The organism is Streptacidiphilus jeojiense, assembly GCF_000719095.1.
Lineage (GTDB): Bacteria > Actinomycetota > Actinomycetes > Streptomycetales > Streptomycetaceae > Streptacidiphilus > Streptacidiphilus jeojiensis.
The window spans coordinates 278,989-296,965 of the sequence record NZ_JOEH01000008.1; the positions used below are offsets into that span (position 1 = coordinate 278,989).

18 protein-coding genes are annotated in these 17,977 nt (G+C 70.3%); 9 read left to right on the plus strand and 9 right to left on the minus strand.

All coding sequences use genetic code 11. The annotated features are described in order from the left end of the window. Window positions 1–44: 44 nt before the first annotated feature. Genes IF29_RS0112435 through IF29_RS0112445 form a run of 3 tightly spaced genes read right to left on the minus strand, consistent with a single transcriptional unit; the run spans window position 45 to window position 3,432 of the window. Window positions 45–1,250 (minus strand): CaiB/BaiF CoA transferase family protein, encoded by a 1,206-nt coding sequence (locus tag IF29_RS0112435; RefSeq protein ID WP_030253400.1) that lies wholly within the window; start codon window positions 1,248–1,250, stop codon window positions 45–47. Next, complete coding sequence (locus tag IF29_RS0112440; RefSeq protein ID WP_037594963.1) at window positions 1,247–2,704, minus strand: aldehyde dehydrogenase family protein; 1,458 nt, start codon at window positions 2,702–2,704, stop codon at window positions 1,247–1,249. The genes IF29_RS0112435 and IF29_RS0112440 overlap by 4 nt, the downstream gene beginning before the upstream one ends. Further along, window positions 2,701–3,432: an SDR family oxidoreductase gene (locus IF29_RS0112445; RefSeq protein ID WP_030253404.1), complete on the minus strand. Its 732-nt coding sequence runs from the start codon at window positions 3,430–3,432 to the stop codon at window positions 2,701–2,703. Before IF29_RS0112445 ends, IF29_RS0112440 begins: the two co-directional genes overlap by 4 nt. Before the next feature lie 205 nt (window positions 3,433–3,637). Here IF29_RS0112445 and IF29_RS0112450 point away from each other — a divergent pair, with 205 nt between their 5' ends. The 7 genes from IF29_RS0112450 to IF29_RS0112480 all read left to right on the plus strand — a co-directional run bounded on the left by IF29_RS0112450 (window position 3,638) and on the right by IF29_RS0112480 (window position 9,854). Beyond that, entirely contained in the window at window positions 3,638–4,360 is a 723-nt protein-coding gene (locus IF29_RS0112450; protein ID WP_232242120.1) for an SDR family NAD(P)-dependent oxidoreductase, read from the plus strand. Beyond that, the gene (locus tag IF29_RS0112455; protein ID WP_037594965.1) at window positions 4,357–4,890 is read left to right on the plus strand and encodes a carboxymuconolactone decarboxylase family protein; all 534 of its coding nucleotides are present in this window, start codon (window positions 4,357–4,359) and stop codon (window positions 4,888–4,890) included. Before IF29_RS0112450 ends, IF29_RS0112455 begins: the two co-directional genes overlap by 4 nt. A 26-nt stretch (window positions 4,891–4,916) precedes the next feature. Continuing rightward, complete coding sequence (locus IF29_RS0112460) at window positions 4,917–6,197, plus strand: aromatic ring-hydroxylating oxygenase subunit alpha (protein WP_030253409.1); 1,281 nt, start codon at window positions 4,917–4,919, stop codon at window positions 6,195–6,197. Continuing rightward, the gene (locus IF29_RS0112465) at window positions 6,184–6,504 is read left to right on the plus strand and encodes a hypothetical protein (protein WP_030253411.1); all 321 of its coding nucleotides are present in this window, start codon (window positions 6,184–6,186) and stop codon (window positions 6,502–6,504) included. Before IF29_RS0112460 ends, IF29_RS0112465 begins: the two co-directional genes overlap by 14 nt. Before the next feature lie 3 nt (window positions 6,505–6,507). Next, entirely contained in the window at window positions 6,508–7,731 is a 1,224-nt protein-coding gene (locus tag IF29_RS0112470) for a metal-dependent hydrolase family protein (protein ID WP_030253413.1), read from the plus strand. Window positions 7,732–7,932: 201 nt separating this feature from the next. Then, a complete protein-coding gene (locus tag IF29_RS0112475; protein ID WP_030253415.1) occupies window positions 7,933–9,177 on the plus strand; it encodes a sensor histidine kinase in 1,245 nt (414 codons plus the stop codon). Next, a complete protein-coding gene (locus IF29_RS0112480; RefSeq protein ID WP_030253416.1) occupies window positions 9,174–9,854 on the plus strand; it encodes a response regulator transcription factor in 681 nt (226 codons plus the stop codon). The genes IF29_RS0112475 and IF29_RS0112480 overlap by 4 nt, the downstream gene beginning before the upstream one ends. Window positions 9,855–9,861: 7 nt before the next feature. On the opposite strand, the gene IF29_RS0112485 is transcribed toward IF29_RS0112480, so the two are convergent. The 6 genes from IF29_RS0112485 to IF29_RS0112510 are packed head-to-tail and all read right to left on the minus strand — an operon-like array spanning window position 9,862 to window position 15,999. Beyond that, complete coding sequence (locus tag IF29_RS0112485; protein ID WP_030253418.1) at window positions 9,862–10,653, minus strand: enoyl-CoA hydratase; 792 nt, start codon at window positions 10,651–10,653, stop codon at window positions 9,862–9,864. A gap of 17 nt (window positions 10,654–10,670) precedes the next feature. After that, complete coding sequence (locus IF29_RS0112490) at window positions 10,671–11,825, minus strand: acyl-CoA dehydrogenase family protein (protein ID WP_030253420.1); 1,155 nt, start codon at window positions 11,823–11,825, stop codon at window positions 10,671–10,673. Next, entirely contained in the window at window positions 11,822–12,673 is an 852-nt protein-coding gene (locus IF29_RS0112495; RefSeq protein ID WP_030253421.1) for an acyl-CoA dehydrogenase family protein, read from the minus strand. The genes IF29_RS0112490 and IF29_RS0112495 overlap by 4 nt, the downstream gene beginning before the upstream one ends. After that, window positions 12,663–13,604: an NADPH:quinone oxidoreductase family protein gene (locus tag IF29_RS0112500; protein WP_030253423.1), complete on the minus strand. Its 942-nt coding sequence runs from the start codon at window positions 13,602–13,604 to the stop codon at window positions 12,663–12,665. The genes IF29_RS0112495 and IF29_RS0112500 overlap by 11 nt, the downstream gene beginning before the upstream one ends. Then, on the minus strand, window positions 13,601–14,725 hold the full coding sequence (locus IF29_RS0112505) for a phosphotransferase family protein (protein ID WP_232242121.1): 1,125 nt from the start codon (window positions 14,723–14,725) through the stop codon (window positions 13,601–13,603). The genes IF29_RS0112500 and IF29_RS0112505 overlap by 4 nt, the downstream gene beginning before the upstream one ends. After that, window positions 14,722–15,999: an acyl-CoA dehydrogenase family protein gene (locus IF29_RS0112510; protein ID WP_030253426.1), complete on the minus strand. Its 1,278-nt coding sequence runs from the start codon at window positions 15,997–15,999 to the stop codon at window positions 14,722–14,724. Before IF29_RS0112510 ends, IF29_RS0112505 begins: the two co-directional genes overlap by 4 nt. Before the next feature lie 145 nt (window positions 16,000–16,144). Here IF29_RS0112510 and IF29_RS0112515 point away from each other — a divergent pair, with 145 nt between their 5' ends. Beyond that, window positions 16,145–16,849 (plus strand): TetR/AcrR family transcriptional regulator, encoded by a 705-nt coding sequence (locus tag IF29_RS0112515; RefSeq protein ID WP_232242122.1) that lies wholly within the window; start codon window positions 16,145–16,147, stop codon window positions 16,847–16,849. A 63-nt stretch (window positions 16,850–16,912) separates the two neighbouring features. Beyond that, complete coding sequence (locus IF29_RS0112520; RefSeq protein WP_030253430.1) at window positions 16,913–17,953, plus strand: NAD(P)H-dependent amine dehydrogenase family protein; 1,041 nt, start codon at window positions 16,913–16,915, stop codon at window positions 17,951–17,953. The last annotated feature ends 24 nt before the right edge of the window (window positions 17,954–17,977 follow it).

The window sequence follows — 17,977 nt, forward strand, 5'->3', positions numbered from 1 at the left end:
GGGCAGTAAGTTCTTCAGGAACTGGCTCTCGGGTGGCACGGAGATCACGTGACTGCGCCCGCCGCCTTGAGCGCGATGATGCGGTCCCAGTCCAGGCCCAGTTCCTGGAGGATCTCCTCGGTCTGGGCGGCGAACTCGGGGGCCGGCCCCAGCTGCGGGGCGCTGACGTCGAACTGCACCGGGCTGGCGGCCAGTTCGAGCTCACCGGCCCGGAGCACGTACTCGTTGGCCCGGACCTGCGCGTCACCGGCCACCTGCAGCGAGTCCTGCACCGGGGCCCACGGCCCGGACAGCGAGGCGAAGCGCTCGCTCCACTCCGCCAACGTCCGGGTGGCGAAGACCTCCCGCAGCATCTTGACGGCCTGTTCGGTGTTCTGCCCGATCAGTTCGACGGTGGCGAAGCGCGGGTCCTCGGCCAGTTCGGGCCGGTCGATGTGGCGGCAGAACTCGGCCCAGAACTTGCCCGGCTGCAGCAGCGCCAGGGTGAGGTGGTAGCCGTCGGAGGTGGTGTAGATGCCCGACAGCGGATTGGTCGGCGAGCCGTGGCCGCCCAGCACGGCGGCGACGAAGGGCTTGTCCAGGTGCAGCGAGAGGGCGATCCCGTGGCCCATCGCCCACACCCCGCTGCCGAGCAGCGAGACGTCCACGATCGACGGCTCACCGGTGCGCTCGCGCTTGAGCAGCGCGGCCGCGATCCCGCCGGCCAGGTTGGTCCCGGAGATGGTGTCCCCGAAGGCCGGCACCGGCGGATTGACCACTCCGTCGGTGCCCTTGGGGGTGAGGCTGGCGGCGATGCCGGCGCGGGCCCAGAAGGCGGTGCTGTCGTAGCCGCCCTTCTCCGCCTCCGCGCCGCGCGGGCCCAGCGCGCTTCCCCGGGCGTAGACGATCCGGGGGTTCACCGCCCGCACGTCCTCGACGTCGAAGCCCAGCTTGCGCCGGCCCTGGGGCAGGAAGCTGGTCAGGAACACGTCCGCCTGGCGGATGAGGTCGTGCAGCACCTCTCTGCCCTCGGGCTTGGACATGTCCAGGCCGATGCTGCGCTTGCCGCGGTTGGCGTGCTCGACATTGGGGTTGGGGTCGCCCTCGACCTTGAACGTGCCGGTCTGCCGCAACCCGCGCTGGGGGTCGCCGGTGACGGCGTGCTCGACCTTGATGACGTCGGCGCCCCAGTCGGCGAGCACGGCGCCCGCCGAGGGCACGAAGCCGTACATGGCGACCTCCAGGACCCGGATGCCTTCCAGCGGCCTCATGACTCAGCCGCCTCGGCGGCCGGCAGCACCGTCGCGAAGGACTTGTACTCCAGGAACTCCTCCAGGCCGGCCACCCCGCTCTCGCGGCCGATGCCGGACTGCTTGTAGCCGCCGAACGGGACGTCGGCCGCGAAGTAGTTGCCGCCGTTGATGCTGAAGGTGCCGGTGCGGATCCGGCGCGCCAGCGCCACGGCCCGCTCCTCGTCGCCGCTCTGGATCCCGCCGGACAGGCCGAAGATGGAGTTGTTGGCGATGCGCACGGCATCGTCGTCGTCGTCGAACGGGATCACCGCGAGCACCGGTCCGAAGACCTCGTCCTGGGCGATCTCGCTGTCCGGGTCGACGTTGCCGAGCAGGGTGGGCATGTAGAAGAAGCCGGGGTCGACCTTCTCGCCACCGGTGACCAGCGTGGCGCCGGCCGCGACGGCCCGCTTGACCATGCCGTCGACCTTGTCCCGCTGCCGTTCGCTGATCAGTGGTCCGGCGAAGGTCTTGATGTCGGTGGGGTCGCCGAGGGTGACCCGGCCGAGGCCCGCCGCGACCATCGCCACGATCTCGTCGTGGTGCTCCCTGGGCACCAGCAGCCGCGAGGTGAGCGCGCAGCCCTGACCGGAGTGGGAGCAGATGGTGAAGGCCGAGAACATGGCCGCGGTGGCGAAGTCGGCGTCGTCGAGGATGACCATGGCGGACTTGCCGCCGAGCTCCAGGAAGAGCTTCTTGACGGTGGTGCTGGCCGCGGCCATGATCCGGCGGCCGGTGGCGGTGGAGCCGGTGAAGCTCACCATGTCGACGCCGGGATGGGTGGTGAGCAGCTCGCCCACCTCGACCGAGGAGGAGACCAGCACGTTCACCACGCCGGGCGGGATGTCCGTGTGCTCGGCGATCAGCTCGCCGAGGAACAGCGTGGTCAACGGGGTGTCAGGGGCGCCCTTGAGGACGACGGTGCAGCCGGCCGCCAGCGAGGGGGCGAGCTTGGCCAGGGCGAGCTGGTTGGGGTAGTTGTACGCGGTGATCCCGGCGACGACCCCGACCGCCTCCTTCTCCACCCAGCGGCGGTGGCGCTGGCCGCGGATCTCCCGCTCGCCGAGCTCCTCGGTCAGCGGGTACTTGCGCAGCAGGTCGGCGTAGTAGCGGACCAGCTTGACCGGGTCCTCCAGCTGCGGGCCGTAGGTGAGCATCCGAGGGGCGCCGACCTCGGCGATGGTCAGCTCGCGCAGCTCCTCCAGATGGTCCGTCAGCGCCTGGTGCAGCTGGTCCAGGCAGCGGATCCGCAGCTGCACGTCGGTGGACCAGGCGGTGGTGTCGAAGGCCCGGCGGGCGGCCGCGACGGCGGCCTCGGCGTCGGCGACCGTGGCGTCCGGGGCCTGGTCCAGGACCTGGCCGGTGGCGGGGTTGAGCGAGGCGAAGGTCTTCTCGGTCCCGACCAGGCGACCGTCGATGAGCAGGCGCTTCACAGGCGCACCACCTGTCCGCCGTCCACGCTCACGACCTGGCCGGTGAGCCAGCCCGCGGCGTCGGAGAGCAGGAACAGCACGGTGTTCGCCATGTCCTCGGGGGTGCCCATCCGCTTCAGCGCCAGGCCCTGGACCATCCGGTCCTGGAACTCCTCGGGCACGATGCTGCGGGTGGCCTCGGTGTCGGTGGGGCCCGGCGCGATCCCGTTGACCCGGATGTTGCGGCCGCCCAGCTCCATGGCGAGCGAGGCGGTCAGGTGGTTGATCCCGGCCTTGGCCAGCCCGTAGTAGCCGCTGGCCATCCAGGCGGCGGTGGACGACTGGTTGACGATGGCCCCGCCGTCGGTCATGTGCGGGGCGACGGCGCGGGTGACGTACAGCGCGCCCATCAGGTTCACCTGGAGGAACCGGGTGAGGTAGTCGAGCGGGACCGTGAGCAGCCCGTCCCGCCTCATGCTGTGGAAGATGGCCGCGTTGTTCACCAGGTAGTCGATGCGGCCGAACTCCGCCATCACCGAGGCCGCCAGCGCGTCGGCGGACTCCGGGTCCGCGACGTCCACCTTGACGTAGAGCGCCCCGTCGATCTCCTTGGCCACGCGCTGGCCCTGCTCCTCGTTCAGCTCGGCCACCACCACCCGCGCGCCCTCGGCGGCCAGCGCCCGGGCGTAGCCCTCGCCGATGCCCTGCCCTGCGCCGGTGACGATGGCTACCTTGTCCTGGAACCGCATCCTGCCTCCTTGCTCGGATATGCCGGAAACTACATTCTCCCCACGCGCAAAGCAACCGTCTGGCAACGAGAATGTAATCTACGCTGGTAGCGCCCACAATCGCAGCAGAGCAGCCAGGAGCAGCCGTCTCAGGAAGCACCGCCGAGGGGCTTTCCCGGACTGCAGACCGGAGAATAATGTTCTCTGATATGGAAGGGAGATTCTTGTGATCAGCACAGCCACGATCAAGACCGCAGTGGTCACCGGAGGCGGCTCGGGCATCGGCCGCGCCATCGCCGAGCGCCTGCGTGCCGACGGCTACCAGGTCGCCGCGCTCGACCTCAATCCGCTGGACGGGAGCGACGACCTGGCGGCCGACGTCACCGACCGGGCCCAGGTGGACGCCGCGCTGGACGACGTCAGGAAGCGTCTGGGGCCGGTCACCATCCTGGTCAACGCGGCGGGCATGGACGGCTTCAAGCGGTTCGCCGACCTCTCCTTCGCCAGCTGGCAGCGGCTGATCGACGTCAATCTGAACGGCGTCTTCCACTGCGTCCAGGCGGTGCTCCCGGACATGGTGGAGGCCGGCTGGGGACGGATCGTCAACATCTCCTCCTCCAGCGCCCAGTCGGGGCAGCCGTTCATGACGCACTACGTGGCGTCCAAGTCGGCGGTCAACGGACTGACCAAGGCGCTGGCCCTGGAGCTGGGCCCGGCCGGCATCACCGTCAACGCGGTACCGCCCGGCTTCATCGACACCCCGATGCTGCGCAGGGCGGAGGCGCGCGAGCTGATCGGCGGAACGGTCGAGGACCACATCCAGCGGACCCCGGTGCGCCGGGTCGGGCGCCCCGAGGACATCGCCGCGGCCTGCTCCTTCCTGGTCTCGGAAGAGGCCGGGTACATCACCGGGCAGATCCTCGGCGTGAACGGCGGCCGGAACACATGAGCCGGCTGCCCCCGGTCCCGCACGACCAGTGGGACGACGACGCCTTCGCGGCCATGGCCAGGGGGCAGAAGCTGCCGCCGTCCAACGCACTCGGACTGCTGGCCCACCATCCCGACCTGGCCAAGGCGTTCCTGGGCTTCAACCTGCACCTGCTGGGCGCCTCCACGCTGCCCAAGCGGATCCGCGAACTGGCCGTCCTGCGGGTGGCCTGGCGGCGGCGCTGCCAGTACGAGTGGGCGCAGCACCTGCTGATCGCCAAGCGGGCCGGGGTCACCGACGAGGAGATCGACCAGATCCGCACCGGGGCCGACACGCCGATCAACCGCGCGGTGGCCGAGCTGGAGACGGACTCCACCCTCTCCGACGCGACCTACCAGCTCCTCTCCGCCGATCTGAGTGACCGTCAACTCATGGACCTGGTGTTCACCGTCGGCGCCTACGGCCTGCTCGCCATGGCCTTCAACACCTTCGAGGTGGAACTCGACCCCGGGTTCTCCGTTGAGAACTTCACTTACACTGACGGAGAATGATATTCTCACATGAGAGAGGGGTGACCATGCCACACTTCACCAAGCCTGAGACCGGGAGCTGGACCGAGCAGTACCCCGAGCTGGGCACGGGTCCCGTCAACTACGAGGACTCCGTCGATCCCGCCTACTACGCGGCCGAGCAGGCCGCCATCTTCAAGCGGACCTGGCTGAACGTCGGCCGGGTCGAGCTGGTGCCGAGGACCGGCAGCTACTTCACCAAGGAGCTGGCCGCCGCCGAAACCTCGCTGATCATCGTGCGGGGCAAGGACAAGGAGGTCCGCGCCTTCCACAACGTCTGCCGGCACCGCGGCAACAAGCTGGTCTGGAACGACTTCCCGCGCGAGGAGGTCAAGGGCACCTGCCGCCAGTTCACCTGCAAGTACCACGCCTGGCGCTACGGCCTGGACGGCGAACTGACCTTCATCCAGCAGGAGGAGGAGTTCTTCGGCGTCGAGAAGAGCGAGTACGGCCTCAAGGCGGTGCGCTGCGAGATCTGGGAGGGGTTCATCTTCGTCAACCTGGACCCGGACGCGCAGCCGCTGGCGGAGTACCTCGGCGAGATGGCCAAGGGCCTGGAGGGCTACCCCTTCCACGAGATGACCGAGGTCTTCACCTACAAGGCGGACATCGGCAGCAACTGGAAGCTGTTCATCGACGCGTTCGCGGAGTTCTACCACGCGCCGGTGCTGCACCAGAAGCAGGCCACCAAGGACGAGTCGGAGAAGCTGCTCAGCTACGGCTTCGAGGCGCTGCACTACGAGCTCCGCAGCCCGCACGCGATGATCTCGTCCTGGGGCGGGATGGCCCCGCCGAAGGACCCCTCGATGGTCAAGCCCATCGAACGGGTGCTGCGCAGCGGGCTGTTCGGCCCCTGGGACAAGCCCGCCATCGAGGGCCTGGACAAGCTGCCGCCCGGCCTCAACCCGGCCCGGCACCGCTCCTGGGGCACCGACTCCTTCGAGTTCTTCCCCAACTTCACCCTGCTGTTCTGGGCGCCCGGGTGGTACCTCACCTACCACTACTGGCCCACCGCGGTCGACCGGCACACCTTCGAGGCCAACCTCTACTTCGTGCCCGCGAAGACCGCCAGCCAGCGGCTGGCCCAGGAGCTGGCGGCGGTGACCTTCAAGGAGTACGCGCTCCAGGACGCCAACACCCTGGAGGCCACCCAGTCGATGCTCAAGGGCCGGGTGGTCACCGACTTCCCGCTCAACGACCAGGAGATCCTGCTCCGCCACCTGCACAAGGTGGTCGGGGACTACGTCACCAAGCACGCCGAGAAGGAGCACGCCGATGCTGCCGGCTGAGTTCGCGGAGCTTGAACCGTACAGCGACTGGGTCCTGGCCAAGGAGCCGCAGCGCTACGCCAAGCGGCTGGCAAGCTCCATGGAGGAGATGCAGGCCTTCTACGACGCCGCCTTCCCGCTGCTGGAACGGGCGATGGCGCACCTGGACGCCTTCCCGCTGGACGACCTGCCCGAGCCGGAGCGCAACCTGCTGCAGCTCAGCTACTCCCTGGTGATGGTCTCCTTCCCGGTGGAGGTCTGGAAGCAGGCCCGCGTCCCGGACAGCGGCGCCGCCTACCTCGACCTCCTCGTCGAGCCCAGGGTCTGACGCATGGTCACCCTCAGAGCCGCCCGCGTGCTGCACGTGGAGACGGGGGAGATCGAGGCGCCGGGCCTGGTCACCGTGGAGGGCGACCGGATCACCGCCGTCGGGACCGCTGTCGCGTCCGGGGCCGGGGGTGACGTCCTCGACCTGGGCGACGTCACCCTCATCCCCGGCCTGATGGACATGGAGGTCAACCTGCTGATGGGCGGACGCGGCGAGACCGGCGTCCTCTCCCACGTCCAGGACGACCCGCCGCTGCGCATGCTCCGCGCCGTCGGCAACGCCCGCCGCACGCTGCGCTCCGGGTTCACCACCGTCAGGAACCTCGGACTGTTCGTCAAGACCGGCGGCTACCTGCTGGACGTCGCCCTGGGCAAGGCCATCGACGCGGGCTGGATCGACGGTCCGCGGATCGTGCCGGCCGGACACGCCATCAGCCCGACCGGCGGCCACCTGGACCCCACCATGTTCACCGCCTACGCACCCGGGATCATGCCCCTCTCGCTGGAGGAGGGGATAGCCAACGGGGTCGACGAGGTCCGCAAGGCGGTGCGGTACCAGATCAAGCACGGCGCGCAGCTGATCAAGGTGTGCGCGTCGGGAGGGGTGATGTCGCACACCGGCACCCCGGGGGCGCAGCACTACTCCGACGAGGAGTTCCGGGCCATCGTGGACGAGGCCCACCGGCGCGGACTCAAGGTGGCGGCGCACACCCATGGCGCCGCCGCCGTCCGGGCCGCCGTGGAGGCGGGCATCGACTGCATCGAGCACGGCTTCCTGCTGGACGACGACACCATCGCGCTGATGGCCGAACGCGGGACCTTCCTGGTGCCGACCACGGCGCTGACCGAGGGCATGGACCTGACCGGGGCCGCCCCCGAGCTCAGGGCGAAGGCGGCCGAGGTGTTCCCGCTGGCCCAGACCGTGGTCGCCAGGGCGGTCAAGGCCGGAGTGAGGATCGCGGTCGGCACCGACGCACCGGCCATTCCGCACGGCCGCGGCGCCCAGGAACTCATCGCCCTGGTCAAACGCGGCATGACACCGCTGGAGGTGCTGCGGGCCGCCACCGTCAACGCCGCCGAGCTCATCGGCGTCGAGGACCGCGGACGGATCGCCGAAGGGCTGCTCGCCGACCTGGTCGCGGTCCCCGGCAACCCGCTGGAGTCCATCTCGGTGACCGCCGACGTCCGCTTCGTCATGAAGGGCGGCAAGGTCTTCCGCAACGAGTGAGCATCGGTGACGAATGAGCATCGGCGCCGGCATGTACTGCGGATTCAGTAGTCGGGAATGTCGGCAGGAGGACGACGACCGCACCACCGCGGACTGGCAGCCTGGAGTCACGACACAGCCGTCGACCGTCGGCCCTGCGGGCACACCGCGGCCCGGTCGGCGACCATGGTCGCACCACCCGACAGGAAGCCACCCCCGCCGATGCTCACCACCTGGCAGACCTACCAGCGCGATCATGCCCGCAGCATCGACGCGGCGCTGGCCCTGCTGCTCTTCGGCCTCTCCTTCTCCGGCAGCACCATCACCTTCCAGGGCGGCACCTCCAGCGTCCCCTGGTGGCCCGCGGTGCTGCTGACCGGCGTCTCCTGCGCCGCCCTGCTGTGGCGCCGCGACCACCCGCGCACGGTCGTGGCGGTGGTCACCGGCTGCGCCGTCGGGGTGGCCGCGCTGGGCTACCTGCTCACCGTGCTGCTGCTGGGACCGGTCATGGTCGGCCTGTTCGCACTGGCCTTCCGCACCGACCGCAGGACCGCCAACACCTACACCCTCGTCACCATCGGACTGCTGGTGGTCACGGCGATGGCGGCAGGTCCCGCAGCCGAACCGCTCGTGCTCAAGACCATCGCACCCACCGCCTGGCTGCTGCTCCCCACGTCTCTAGGAACGGTGGCCAGAATGCGCTCGGAGTACCTCGAAACAGCCCAGACCCGCGCCGAACAGGCCGAGCGGACCAGGGAGGAGCTGGCCCGGCACCGGGTGGCCGAGGAGCGCATGCGCATCGCCCGCGAACTCCACGACGTCGTCGCGCACCACCTCGCCCTGGCCAACGCCCAGGCCGGCACCGCCGCACACGTCGTGCGCAACCGTCCCGACCAGGCCCAGCAGATGCTCGCCGAGCTGAGCGCGACCACCTCCTCGGCGCTGCGCGAGCTCAAGGCCGCCGTCGGCCTGCTGCGCCAGACCGACGACCCGGAGGCGCCGCTGGAACCGGCCCCGGGACTGGCCAGGCTGCCCGACCTGGTCGCCGCCCTCTCGGCCGCCGGGCTCGACGTCACCGTCACCGTCGCCGACGGGGGACCACCACGGCCGCTGTCGCCGGGAGCGGACCTGACGGCGTACCGGATCGTGCAGGAGGCGCTCACCAACGTCACCAAGCACGCGGGCACCAAGGAGGCACGGGTGGAGCTGGCGTACTCCCACGAATGGCTGAGCATCGCGGTCACCGACCAGGGCGCCGGCCCGCCCGCCCGCAAGCCGTCCGCCCCCGCCGCCCCGGCCCCCGACAGCGGCTTCGGCCTGATCGGCATGCGCGAACGCGCCCACTCGGTCGGCGGCCGGCTGCGAACCGGCCCGCGCCCGGACGGCGGCTTCCAGGTGCTCGCCGAGCTTCCGCTGCCCTCCCGCGCCCCTGAAGACCCCAGCCCGAAAGAAGACACCGCTCCATGACCATCCGCGTCCTGCTCGCCGACGACCAGGCCCTGCTGCGGGCGACCTTCCGGATCCTGATCGACTCCTGCGACGACCTGGAGGTGGTCGCCGAAGCCGCCGACGGCGCCGAGGCAATCGAGCTGACCCGCACCCACCAGCCCGACGTGGTGGTGATGGACATCCGCATGCCCGGCACGGACGGGCTGACCGCCACCGCCACCATCTGCGCCGACCCGGAACTCGCCGCCACCCATGTGCTGATCCTGACCACCTTCGAGATCGACGAGTACGTCGCCAGGGCCGTCCGCGCCGGCGCCGGCGGCTTCCTGGGCAAGGACGTCAGCACCGACGAACTCCTGGCCGGCATCCGCACCGTGGCCTCCGGCGACGCCCTCCTCTCCCCCGTCGCCACCCGGGCGCTGATCAGCCGCTTCCTGGTCTCCCCCGACCCCGAGGCGCACCTGGCGCCGCCGGAGCAGCTCTCCGCGCTGACCACCCGTGAGCGCGAGGTGATGGCTCTGGCCGCGCACGGCAAGTCCAACCAGGACATCGCCGAGGAGCTCTTCGTCAGCCACCTCACCATCCGCACCCACATCCAGCGGGCCATGATGAAGCTGTCCGCCCGCGACCGCGCCCAGCTGGTGGTGATCGCCTATCAGTCCGGCCTGGTGAAGCCGGCACCGCCGCAGGCCTGACTGCGCGTCACTGCTTCCTGATGTGCTCCTTCATCCCGTCCAACCGGGTCAGCACCGGGTAGCCGGTGACGCTCAGCGCGTTGCCGTGGCCGGTCTCGTGGATGTCGAAGACCGACTGGACGGCGGCGTAGAAGCCCTGCACGTCCAAGGTCTGGTTGACCGCGCGCTTGGCCTGCCGCAGCCCGAACGCCGGCATCTGCGCGATCTGCCCGGCCAGCTCCATCGCCGCCGCGTCCAGCTCCTCCAGCGGCACCACCCGGTTGACCATGCCGACCCGCTCCGCCTCCGCGGCGGTCACGGCCCGGCCGGTGAACAGGATCTCCTTGGCCTTGCGCGCCCCCAGCTCCCAGGTGTGGCCGTGGTACTCCACCCCACCGATCCCCATGTACACCACCGGGTCGGAGAACTCGGCGTTCTCGGCCGCCAGGATCAGGTCGCAGGGCCAGCAGAGCATCAGCCCGCCGGCGATGCACTTGCCCTGCACCGCGGCGATCGACGGCTTGGGGATGTTGCGCCAGCGCAGGGTGTACTCCAGGTACCTGCGGGTCTCGGCGTTGTAGATCCACTCCAGGGTGATCTCCTTGGGGGCCGGCCAGCGGTCCTTGAGGTCGTGGCCGGCCGAGAAGTGCCGGCCGTTGCCCCGCAGCACGATGACCTTGACCTCCGGGTCGGCCGCGGCCCTGGTCCAGGCCGCGTCCAGGTCGTCCAGCAGCGCCATGGTCTGGGCGTTGGCCACCTCGGGACGGTTCAGGGTGATGACCGCCACCCCGTCCTTGGCCTCGTACAGGATCTGGTCCATCCGGGTGGCTCCTTCTCTCATCGGGGCAGGCCGAGGATGCGCTCGGCGATGATGTTGCGCTGGATCTCGGAGGTGCCGCCGGCGATGGTGCCGCCGAAGGACCGGGCGTAGCGCTCGAACCAGCTGGCGGTGAACGACGGCATGCCCATGTGGTTGAGCGGGCCGGTCAGTTCGGGGTGGACCAGGCCGTCGGCCCCGCGCGCCTCCAGTGCGCACAGCGCCGCGGACCGCACCGCCTCCGAACCGAACAGCTTGAGCACGGACAGCTCCGCCTCGTTGCGGTCCTCGCCGAGCTGCCGGTAGCCCAGCAGCTTGAGCGCCTGGAAGTCCATCTGCAGGGTGGCGTACCACTCCTCGGCGCAGGGCGCGTCCTGGATCAGGTCCTCCAGACGCTCGGCGTAGTGCAGCCACAGCAGCGTGCGCTCGTGCCCGAGCGAGCCGTGCGCCACGCCCCAGCCGCCGTTCAGCGGGCCGACCAGGTTCTCCCTGGGGACCTTGACGTCGGTGAAGAACACCTCGTTGAAGTCCAGGTCGTCGGGGTCGGTGAGGCAGCCGAACGGCTTGCGGACCACTCCCTCGGTGTCGGTGGGGATGAGCAGCACGCTGATGCCCTTGTGCTTGGGCGCGTCCGGGTCGGTGCGCACGAAGGTGAGCAGCACATCGGCGTCGTGCGCCCCGGAGGTCCACACCTTCTGCCCGTTGACGGTGAAGTGTTCGCCGTCCAGCACCGCCCTGGTGCGCAGGCTGGCCAGGTCGGAGCCGGCTTCCGGCTCGCTCATGCCGAGCGCGGCGGTCATCTCGGCCCGCAGGATGGGAACGGCCCAGCGGTGCTTCTGCTCCTCGGTCCCGAAGGTGAGGATCGAGGCCGCGATGATGCCCAGCCCCTGCGGGTTGAAGCTGTGGTTGATCCGCCGTCGGGACAGCTCCTCCAGGTGGGCGAGCTGCTGCGGCAGGGTGGCGTTGCGCCCGCCGAACTCCGGCGGGTTACCCGGCAGCAGCCAGCCCGCGTCGAACAGCTTGCGCTGCCAGTCGGCCGCCCACGGCGGCACGTCGGCGGTGGACTGCGAGGCGGGCACCGCCTCGGCGGCGCCGGGCACGTTGGCGTCGATGAACGCGGAGAACTCGGCACGGAACTCCTCGACCTCGGCGTCGGATTCGGAGGTCAGCCTCATCGCAGCAGCGCCTTCCTGTGTTCGGCTGCCGTCCCCAGCAGCAGGTCGCCGGCCTTGGCCCGCTTGAGATGGATCTGCAGCTCGTTCTCCCAGGTGTAGCCCATGGCGCCGAACAGCTGGTAGCCGTCCTGGAAGCAGAGCCGCTGGCACTCCCCGGCGGCGGCCTTGGCCATCGAGGCGGCACGGGTGCGCCGGGGGTCGTCCTCGGCGATGGTGAGCGCGGAGAAGTAGGCCAGCGCCCTGGCCCGTTCGATCGCCACGTACATGTCCGCGGCCTTGTGCTTGACGGCCTGGAAGGAGCCGATCGGCCGGCCGAACTGGACCCGCTGCCGGACGTGGCCGACCACCAGGTCCAGGATCCGGCGGCAGCTGCCGACCGTGGTGATCGCCAGTCCCATCAGGGCCAGGTCGGGGACGTCGCGGACCAGGTCCGGCGCCTGTACGTGGGCCACGTGCAGGGTCGCGTCAAAGATGTCGACGCGTTGCGGGTCCAGGTCCGCGCCGTCGACCACCACCACGCCGTCCCCGGTGAGCAGCGCGATCTCGTCGGCCCGGTCCGCGTCGAGCACGAACCGGCCGGCTCCGTCGAAGACGCCGGTGCCCGAGCCCCGCGGCAGCCGTCCGGCCAGCGGCGCGAACCAGGTGGAGCTGGCCAGGAACGGGGTCGGATCGGCGACGTAGCCCAGTTCCTCCAGCACGATCGCCAGCTCCACCGGGGGCGCCTCCAGCCAGCCCAGCTCCTGGTACGTGTTCCAGAGCTGGTCCTCGGGCAGCGAACGGGACTTGGTCACCGTCTCGCGGACCAGGCGCTGCAGCAGTTGCTGGTCCTCGTCGAACTCAAACTCCATCGTTGACCTCCAGAAGGACCTTGCCCAGGGCCTGCCGGCCCAGGCTGACGGCCTGCGCCACGGCGTCCAGCGGGTACACGGCATGGACCCGGGGATGGATCGCGCCCTCGGCGAACATCCGGTGCAGTTCGGTCCGGGCGGCCAGCAGCCGCTCCCGGTGGTGCCGCCCCCAGCCGCCGAAGTCGAAGCCGTGGATGGTGACGCCCTTGAGCATCGCCAGGTTGAGCGGGATCCGCGGGATCTCGCCGCTGGCGAAGCCCACGCTGACGAACCGTCCGCCCCAGTTCATCCCGCGCAGCGCCTGCTCGGAGTGCGGACCGCCGACCGGGTCTACCACCACGTCGGCCCCGCCCGACTGCTGCAGCCGCCGCTTGAGGTCCTCGTACGGCAGCACCTCATGGGCTCCCTGCTTGGCGCAGACGGCCCGCTTCTCCTCGGTGGAGGCGACCGCGACCACCTCGGCGCCGAGCAGCGCGGCCAGTTCGACCGTCGCCAGGCCCACTCCCCCGGCCGCGCCGAGCACCGCCACCCGCTCCCCCGGCCGCACGTCGGCGACCAGGCGCAGCGCGTTGAACGCGGTGGCGTGGGAGACCCCGAAGGCGGCGGCGCGCTCGGTCGGGATCGACGCCGGGATCCGGTTCAGGCTGGTCGCGGCGACGGCGACGCGTTCGGCCCAGGCGCCGACGAAGACCGAGCCGAAGACCCGGTCGCCCTTCTCGAAGCCGTGCCCGGACCGCGCCACCACCCCGGCGAACTCGCTCCCGGGGGTGAACGGCGGTTCCTCCTTGACCTGGTAGGTGCCCCGGACCACCAGCAGGTCGGCGAAGTTCACCGCCGCGAACCGCACGTCGACGGGCACCTCGCCCTGCGGGTCGGGGACCTCCTCGACCACCACCGGGCCGCCGACGGCATTGCACCGGGCCGCCCTCATGTCGCGGTCGACGCTGCGAGCTTGGTGGTGGCGGCGAGTTCGGCCGCTCCCGCGGCCATCTGCAGCACCGCGTCCCCGTAGTAGGCCATCTTCGGGTTGCCGCCGTCGCCGCGCACGTGCCGGGCGTATCCGCCCTCCAGCACCACCGCCATCTTGAACCTGGCCAGGATCACGTAGTAGTCGATCTCGCTGACGTCCCGTCCGCTCACCGTGGCGTAGTGCTCGATCAGGTCGGCCCGGTCCGGCATGCCGGTGTAGTCGGCGTACCCCTGCTGCGAGCGGTCCTCGTCGGCGTTGGGCCAGCCCATCAGCACCCAGCCCAGGTCCAGCAGCGGGTCGCCGACGGTGGACATCTCGAAGTCCACCAGCGCCGCGAGCCGGGCCGGCCCGCCGTGACGGAACATCACATTGGCGAACTGGTAGTCGCCGTGGATGATCCCCGGCCCCCAGTGGCTGGGCCGGTGCACCCGCAGCCAGGCGGCGGCCCGGTCCAGTCCGGGCAGCTCGCGGAACTGGAACTTCGCCAGATGCGCCAGCCAGCGGTCGACCTGCCGGTCGTGGAAGCCCTCGGGCGTCCCGAAGCCCTCCAGTCCGCGCGCCCGCCAGTCCACGTTGCCGAGCCTGGCGATGCCCTCGACCAGTTGGAGGGCGAGGCCGGGCCGCAGCGACAGGTCGCTCCGATAGGGCTCCGGCCACCCGTCGGTGTTCATCGGCGACCAGCCGTCCACCTCCTCCATCAGGTAGAAGCAGGAGCCCAACACGCTGGTGTCGTCGCAGACGGCGATGGCCTCCGGATGCGGGACGTCGGTGCCGTTGAGCGCCTTCAGCACCCGGTACTCGCGCAGCATGGTCTTGTCGCGCCCCGGCGGGACCTTCTCCGGCGGCTTGCGCAGCACCAGCCGCAGGTCGCCGCGCCGGATCTGGTGGATGTCGTTGGAGGTGCCGCCGGAGATGAGAGAGGTCTCCAGGGGTTCGCCCGGCGCGATGCCCTGACCGTCCAGCCAGCGGGCGAGTGATTCCGTACTCCAGCTTCCCGGGGGGCGACCCCCCGCACCCCCACGTGAACCCGAGGTGGTCGGGCTCTGCGGATCGGTCCCCGCCGATTGAGGCTGAGTATTCACATCTGCTCCAGCTGCTTGCGGGCCCACTCCCGACGAGCGGGCAGGTGCTCGGTGGGCCACAGGCCGGGCGCGGCCTCGCGGCCGCGCAGCACCTCCTTGGCCACCGTGATCTTGTGGACCTCGGTCGGTCCGTCGACGACCGCCATCACCGCAGCCCCGGTCCACATGTCGGCGAAGGGCATCTCGTTGGAGACCCCGAGCGCCCCGTGCAGGTGCATCGAGCGGTAGACGATGTCGTGCAGGACCTTGGGGGTCAGGAACTTGATGGCGGCGATGTCCTTCCTGACCCGCCGGTAGTCGTTGTACTGGTCGATCTGCCAGGCCGTGTACAGGACGAACAGCCGGAACTGGGCGAGCTGTGCGTAGGAGTCGGCCAGGTCGGCCTGGACCAGCTGCTTGTCCGCCAGCCTGCTGCCCTGGGTCTCGCGGGAGACGGCGCGCTCGGCCATCATGTCCAGCGCCTTCTGGCACTGCCCGACCACCCGCATGGCGTGGTGCACCCGCCCGCCGCCCAGGCGGGTCTGGGCGATCACGAACGCCTGGCCCTCGCCGCCGAGCAGCGCGTCGCCCGGCACCCGCACCCCGTCGTACGACATCAGCGCGTGCATGCCCTCGTCCGCGGCCTCGCCCAGGGTGCCCAGGTGCCGCTCCACCCGCAGGCCGGGGGTGTCGCTCGGCACCAGGAACATCGACATCCCCTTGTACGGGCTGACGTCGGGGTCGGTCACCGCCATCACGATGACGAACCGTGCGGTGCGCGCGTTGGAGGAGAAGAACTTCCGTCCGGTGATCACCCACTCGTCGCCGTCCCGCACCGCCCGGGTGGTGAACAGCGTGGGGTCCGCGCCGGCCTGCGGCTCGGTCATCGAGAAACAGGAGAAGCACTCGCCCTCCAGCAGCGGCTGGAGGTAGCGCTGCTTCTGCTCCTCGGTGCCGTAGCGGGCGATGATCTCGGCGTTGCCGGTGTCCGGCGCGGCCGTGCCGAAGATGACGGGGGCCCAGCTGGAGGTGCCCAGGATCTCGTTGATGAGCGCCAGCCTGACCTGCCCGAACCCGCGTCCGCCCAGCTCGGGGCCGAGGTGCGGCGCCCACAGGCCCTGGTCCCGCACCTGCTGCTTGAGCGACCTGACCACGGGGCCGAGCTCGTCGTCGAGCGGATGGTAGGCCCGGCCCGGGTACAGCAGGTCCAGCGGTTCTATCCGTTCGGAGCGGAACTCCCGGATCCACTCCAACTTCTCCTCGAACTCCGGCTCGGTGGAAAAGTCCCATGCCATGTCAGCCGACCCTCGTCTCGTGGTGGTACACCTGCGATGAGAATAGCCTTCTCTTCAGATGGAAGTAAGAGTCTCGAAACACGTGATGCGCGGTTCGGTAGGGAGCTGGGCTCGATTACCACAGGAGTGGAGTATCGTTTTGCCCGTGACTGCTGCCGCTGCCGAACCGCCCGTCGAGCCCGCTTGGCGCCAACGCGCCGTCGAGCGATCCACCCGCGCCGCGAAACTGCGTGCCGAACAGCGGGTCCAACGCTTCCTGGAATCGGCGCAGGAGCTCATCGCCGAGAAGGGCACCACGGACTTCACCGTCCAGGAGATCGTCGACCGTTCCAAGCAGTCGCTGCGCAGCTTCTACCAGCACTTCGACGGCAAGCACGAGTTGCTGCTGGCGCTGTTCGAGGACGCGCTGGCCACCTCGGCCGCCGAGATCCGCGAGGCGTCCGCCGCCGAATCGGACCCGGTGGAGGCCCTGCGGGTCGCCGTGGAGCTGCTCTTCCGTCAGTCGCACCCCGACCCGGGCGTCCAGCGGCCGCTGTTCAGTGACTTCGCGCTGCAGCTGCTGGTCAAGCATCCGGCCCAGGTGGCGACCGCGCACCTGCCCATCCTCATGATCTTCAGCGACCTGATCGAGCAGGCCACCGAGGCCGGCGCGGTCGTGCCCGGCAAGCCCCGCCGCCAGGCCAACCTGGTCATGCAGACCATCATGTTCGCCGCCCAGGCCAACGGAGTTCCGGCGGACAGCCACGCCAGCCCGGTCACCGCCGAGGAGGTCTGGCAGTTCTGCCTCAACGGCATCTCCACCGCCTCGACGGCCGCACCCGCGAAGGCGAGCGCGTCCAAGAAGCGCTGATATTGCCCCTCTCCCCCATGGAGAGTACCGTTCTCGCGACTGACCGAGGACGGGAGCGTGGCCATGGCACCCTCACGGCGCTACCGGGTCGCCCAGTGGGCCACCGGAAACATCGGCACCCGCTCGCTGCGGGCCGTCGTCGAACACCCCGACCTGGACCTGGTCGGGGTGTTCGTGCATACGCCGGACAAGGCAGGACGTGACGCCGGTGAGCTCTGCGGGCTGGGCAGGACCGGGGTCCTGACGACCCATGACATCGACGAGATCCTGGCGCTCGACGCCGACTGCGTCCTCTACATGCCGCGCGCCTGCGACTTCGACGAGGTCTGCCGGCTGCTCGCCTCGGGGGCGAACATCGTCACCACCCGCGGCGAGTTCCACCGCGCGGCCAGCCTCGCCCCCGAGCTCCGGGCCCGGGTGGAGGCGGCCTGCGCCGCGGGCGGCACCTCGATCCACAGCACCGGCAGCAGCCCCGGGTTCATCACCGAGGCCGTCCCGCTGGCGCTGACCTCGATCCAGCGGCGGCTGGACCGGCTGACCATCGACGAGTTCGCCGACCTCTCGCAACGCGACTCGCCCGGGCTGCTGTTTGACATCATGGGCTTCGGCAGGCCGCCGGCCGAGTTCGACGAGCGCCGACTGGCCCATCCGCGCGACAGCTTCGGTCCGTCGCTGCACGTCCTGGCCGACGCGCTGGCGCTGCCGCTGGACTCGGTGCAGGCCGAGGGCGAGGTCGCCACCGCGACCAGTACCGTCCGGATCGCCGCCGGCACCCTGGAGCCCGGCACCGTGGCGGCCCAACGAATCACGGTCTCGGGCATCAGGGACGGCCGGCCGCTGCTGCGCTTCCGGGCCACCTGGTACTGCACCACCGAGATCGACCGTTCATGGAACCTGCGGGCCACCGGCTGGCGCATCCAGGTCGAGGGCGACGCCCCGCTCGACATCGACATCCACTTCGCCGTACCGCTCGACCGGATCGCCGAGGTCTCGCCCTCGTACACGGCCAACCGCGCCGTCAACGCCGTCCCCTTCGTCTGCGAGGCGGCCCCGGGGATCCGCTCGACGACCGACCTCCCCCAGATCGTCGCCATCCTCAACTGATCCCCGGAACTGGAGCTGGACTGT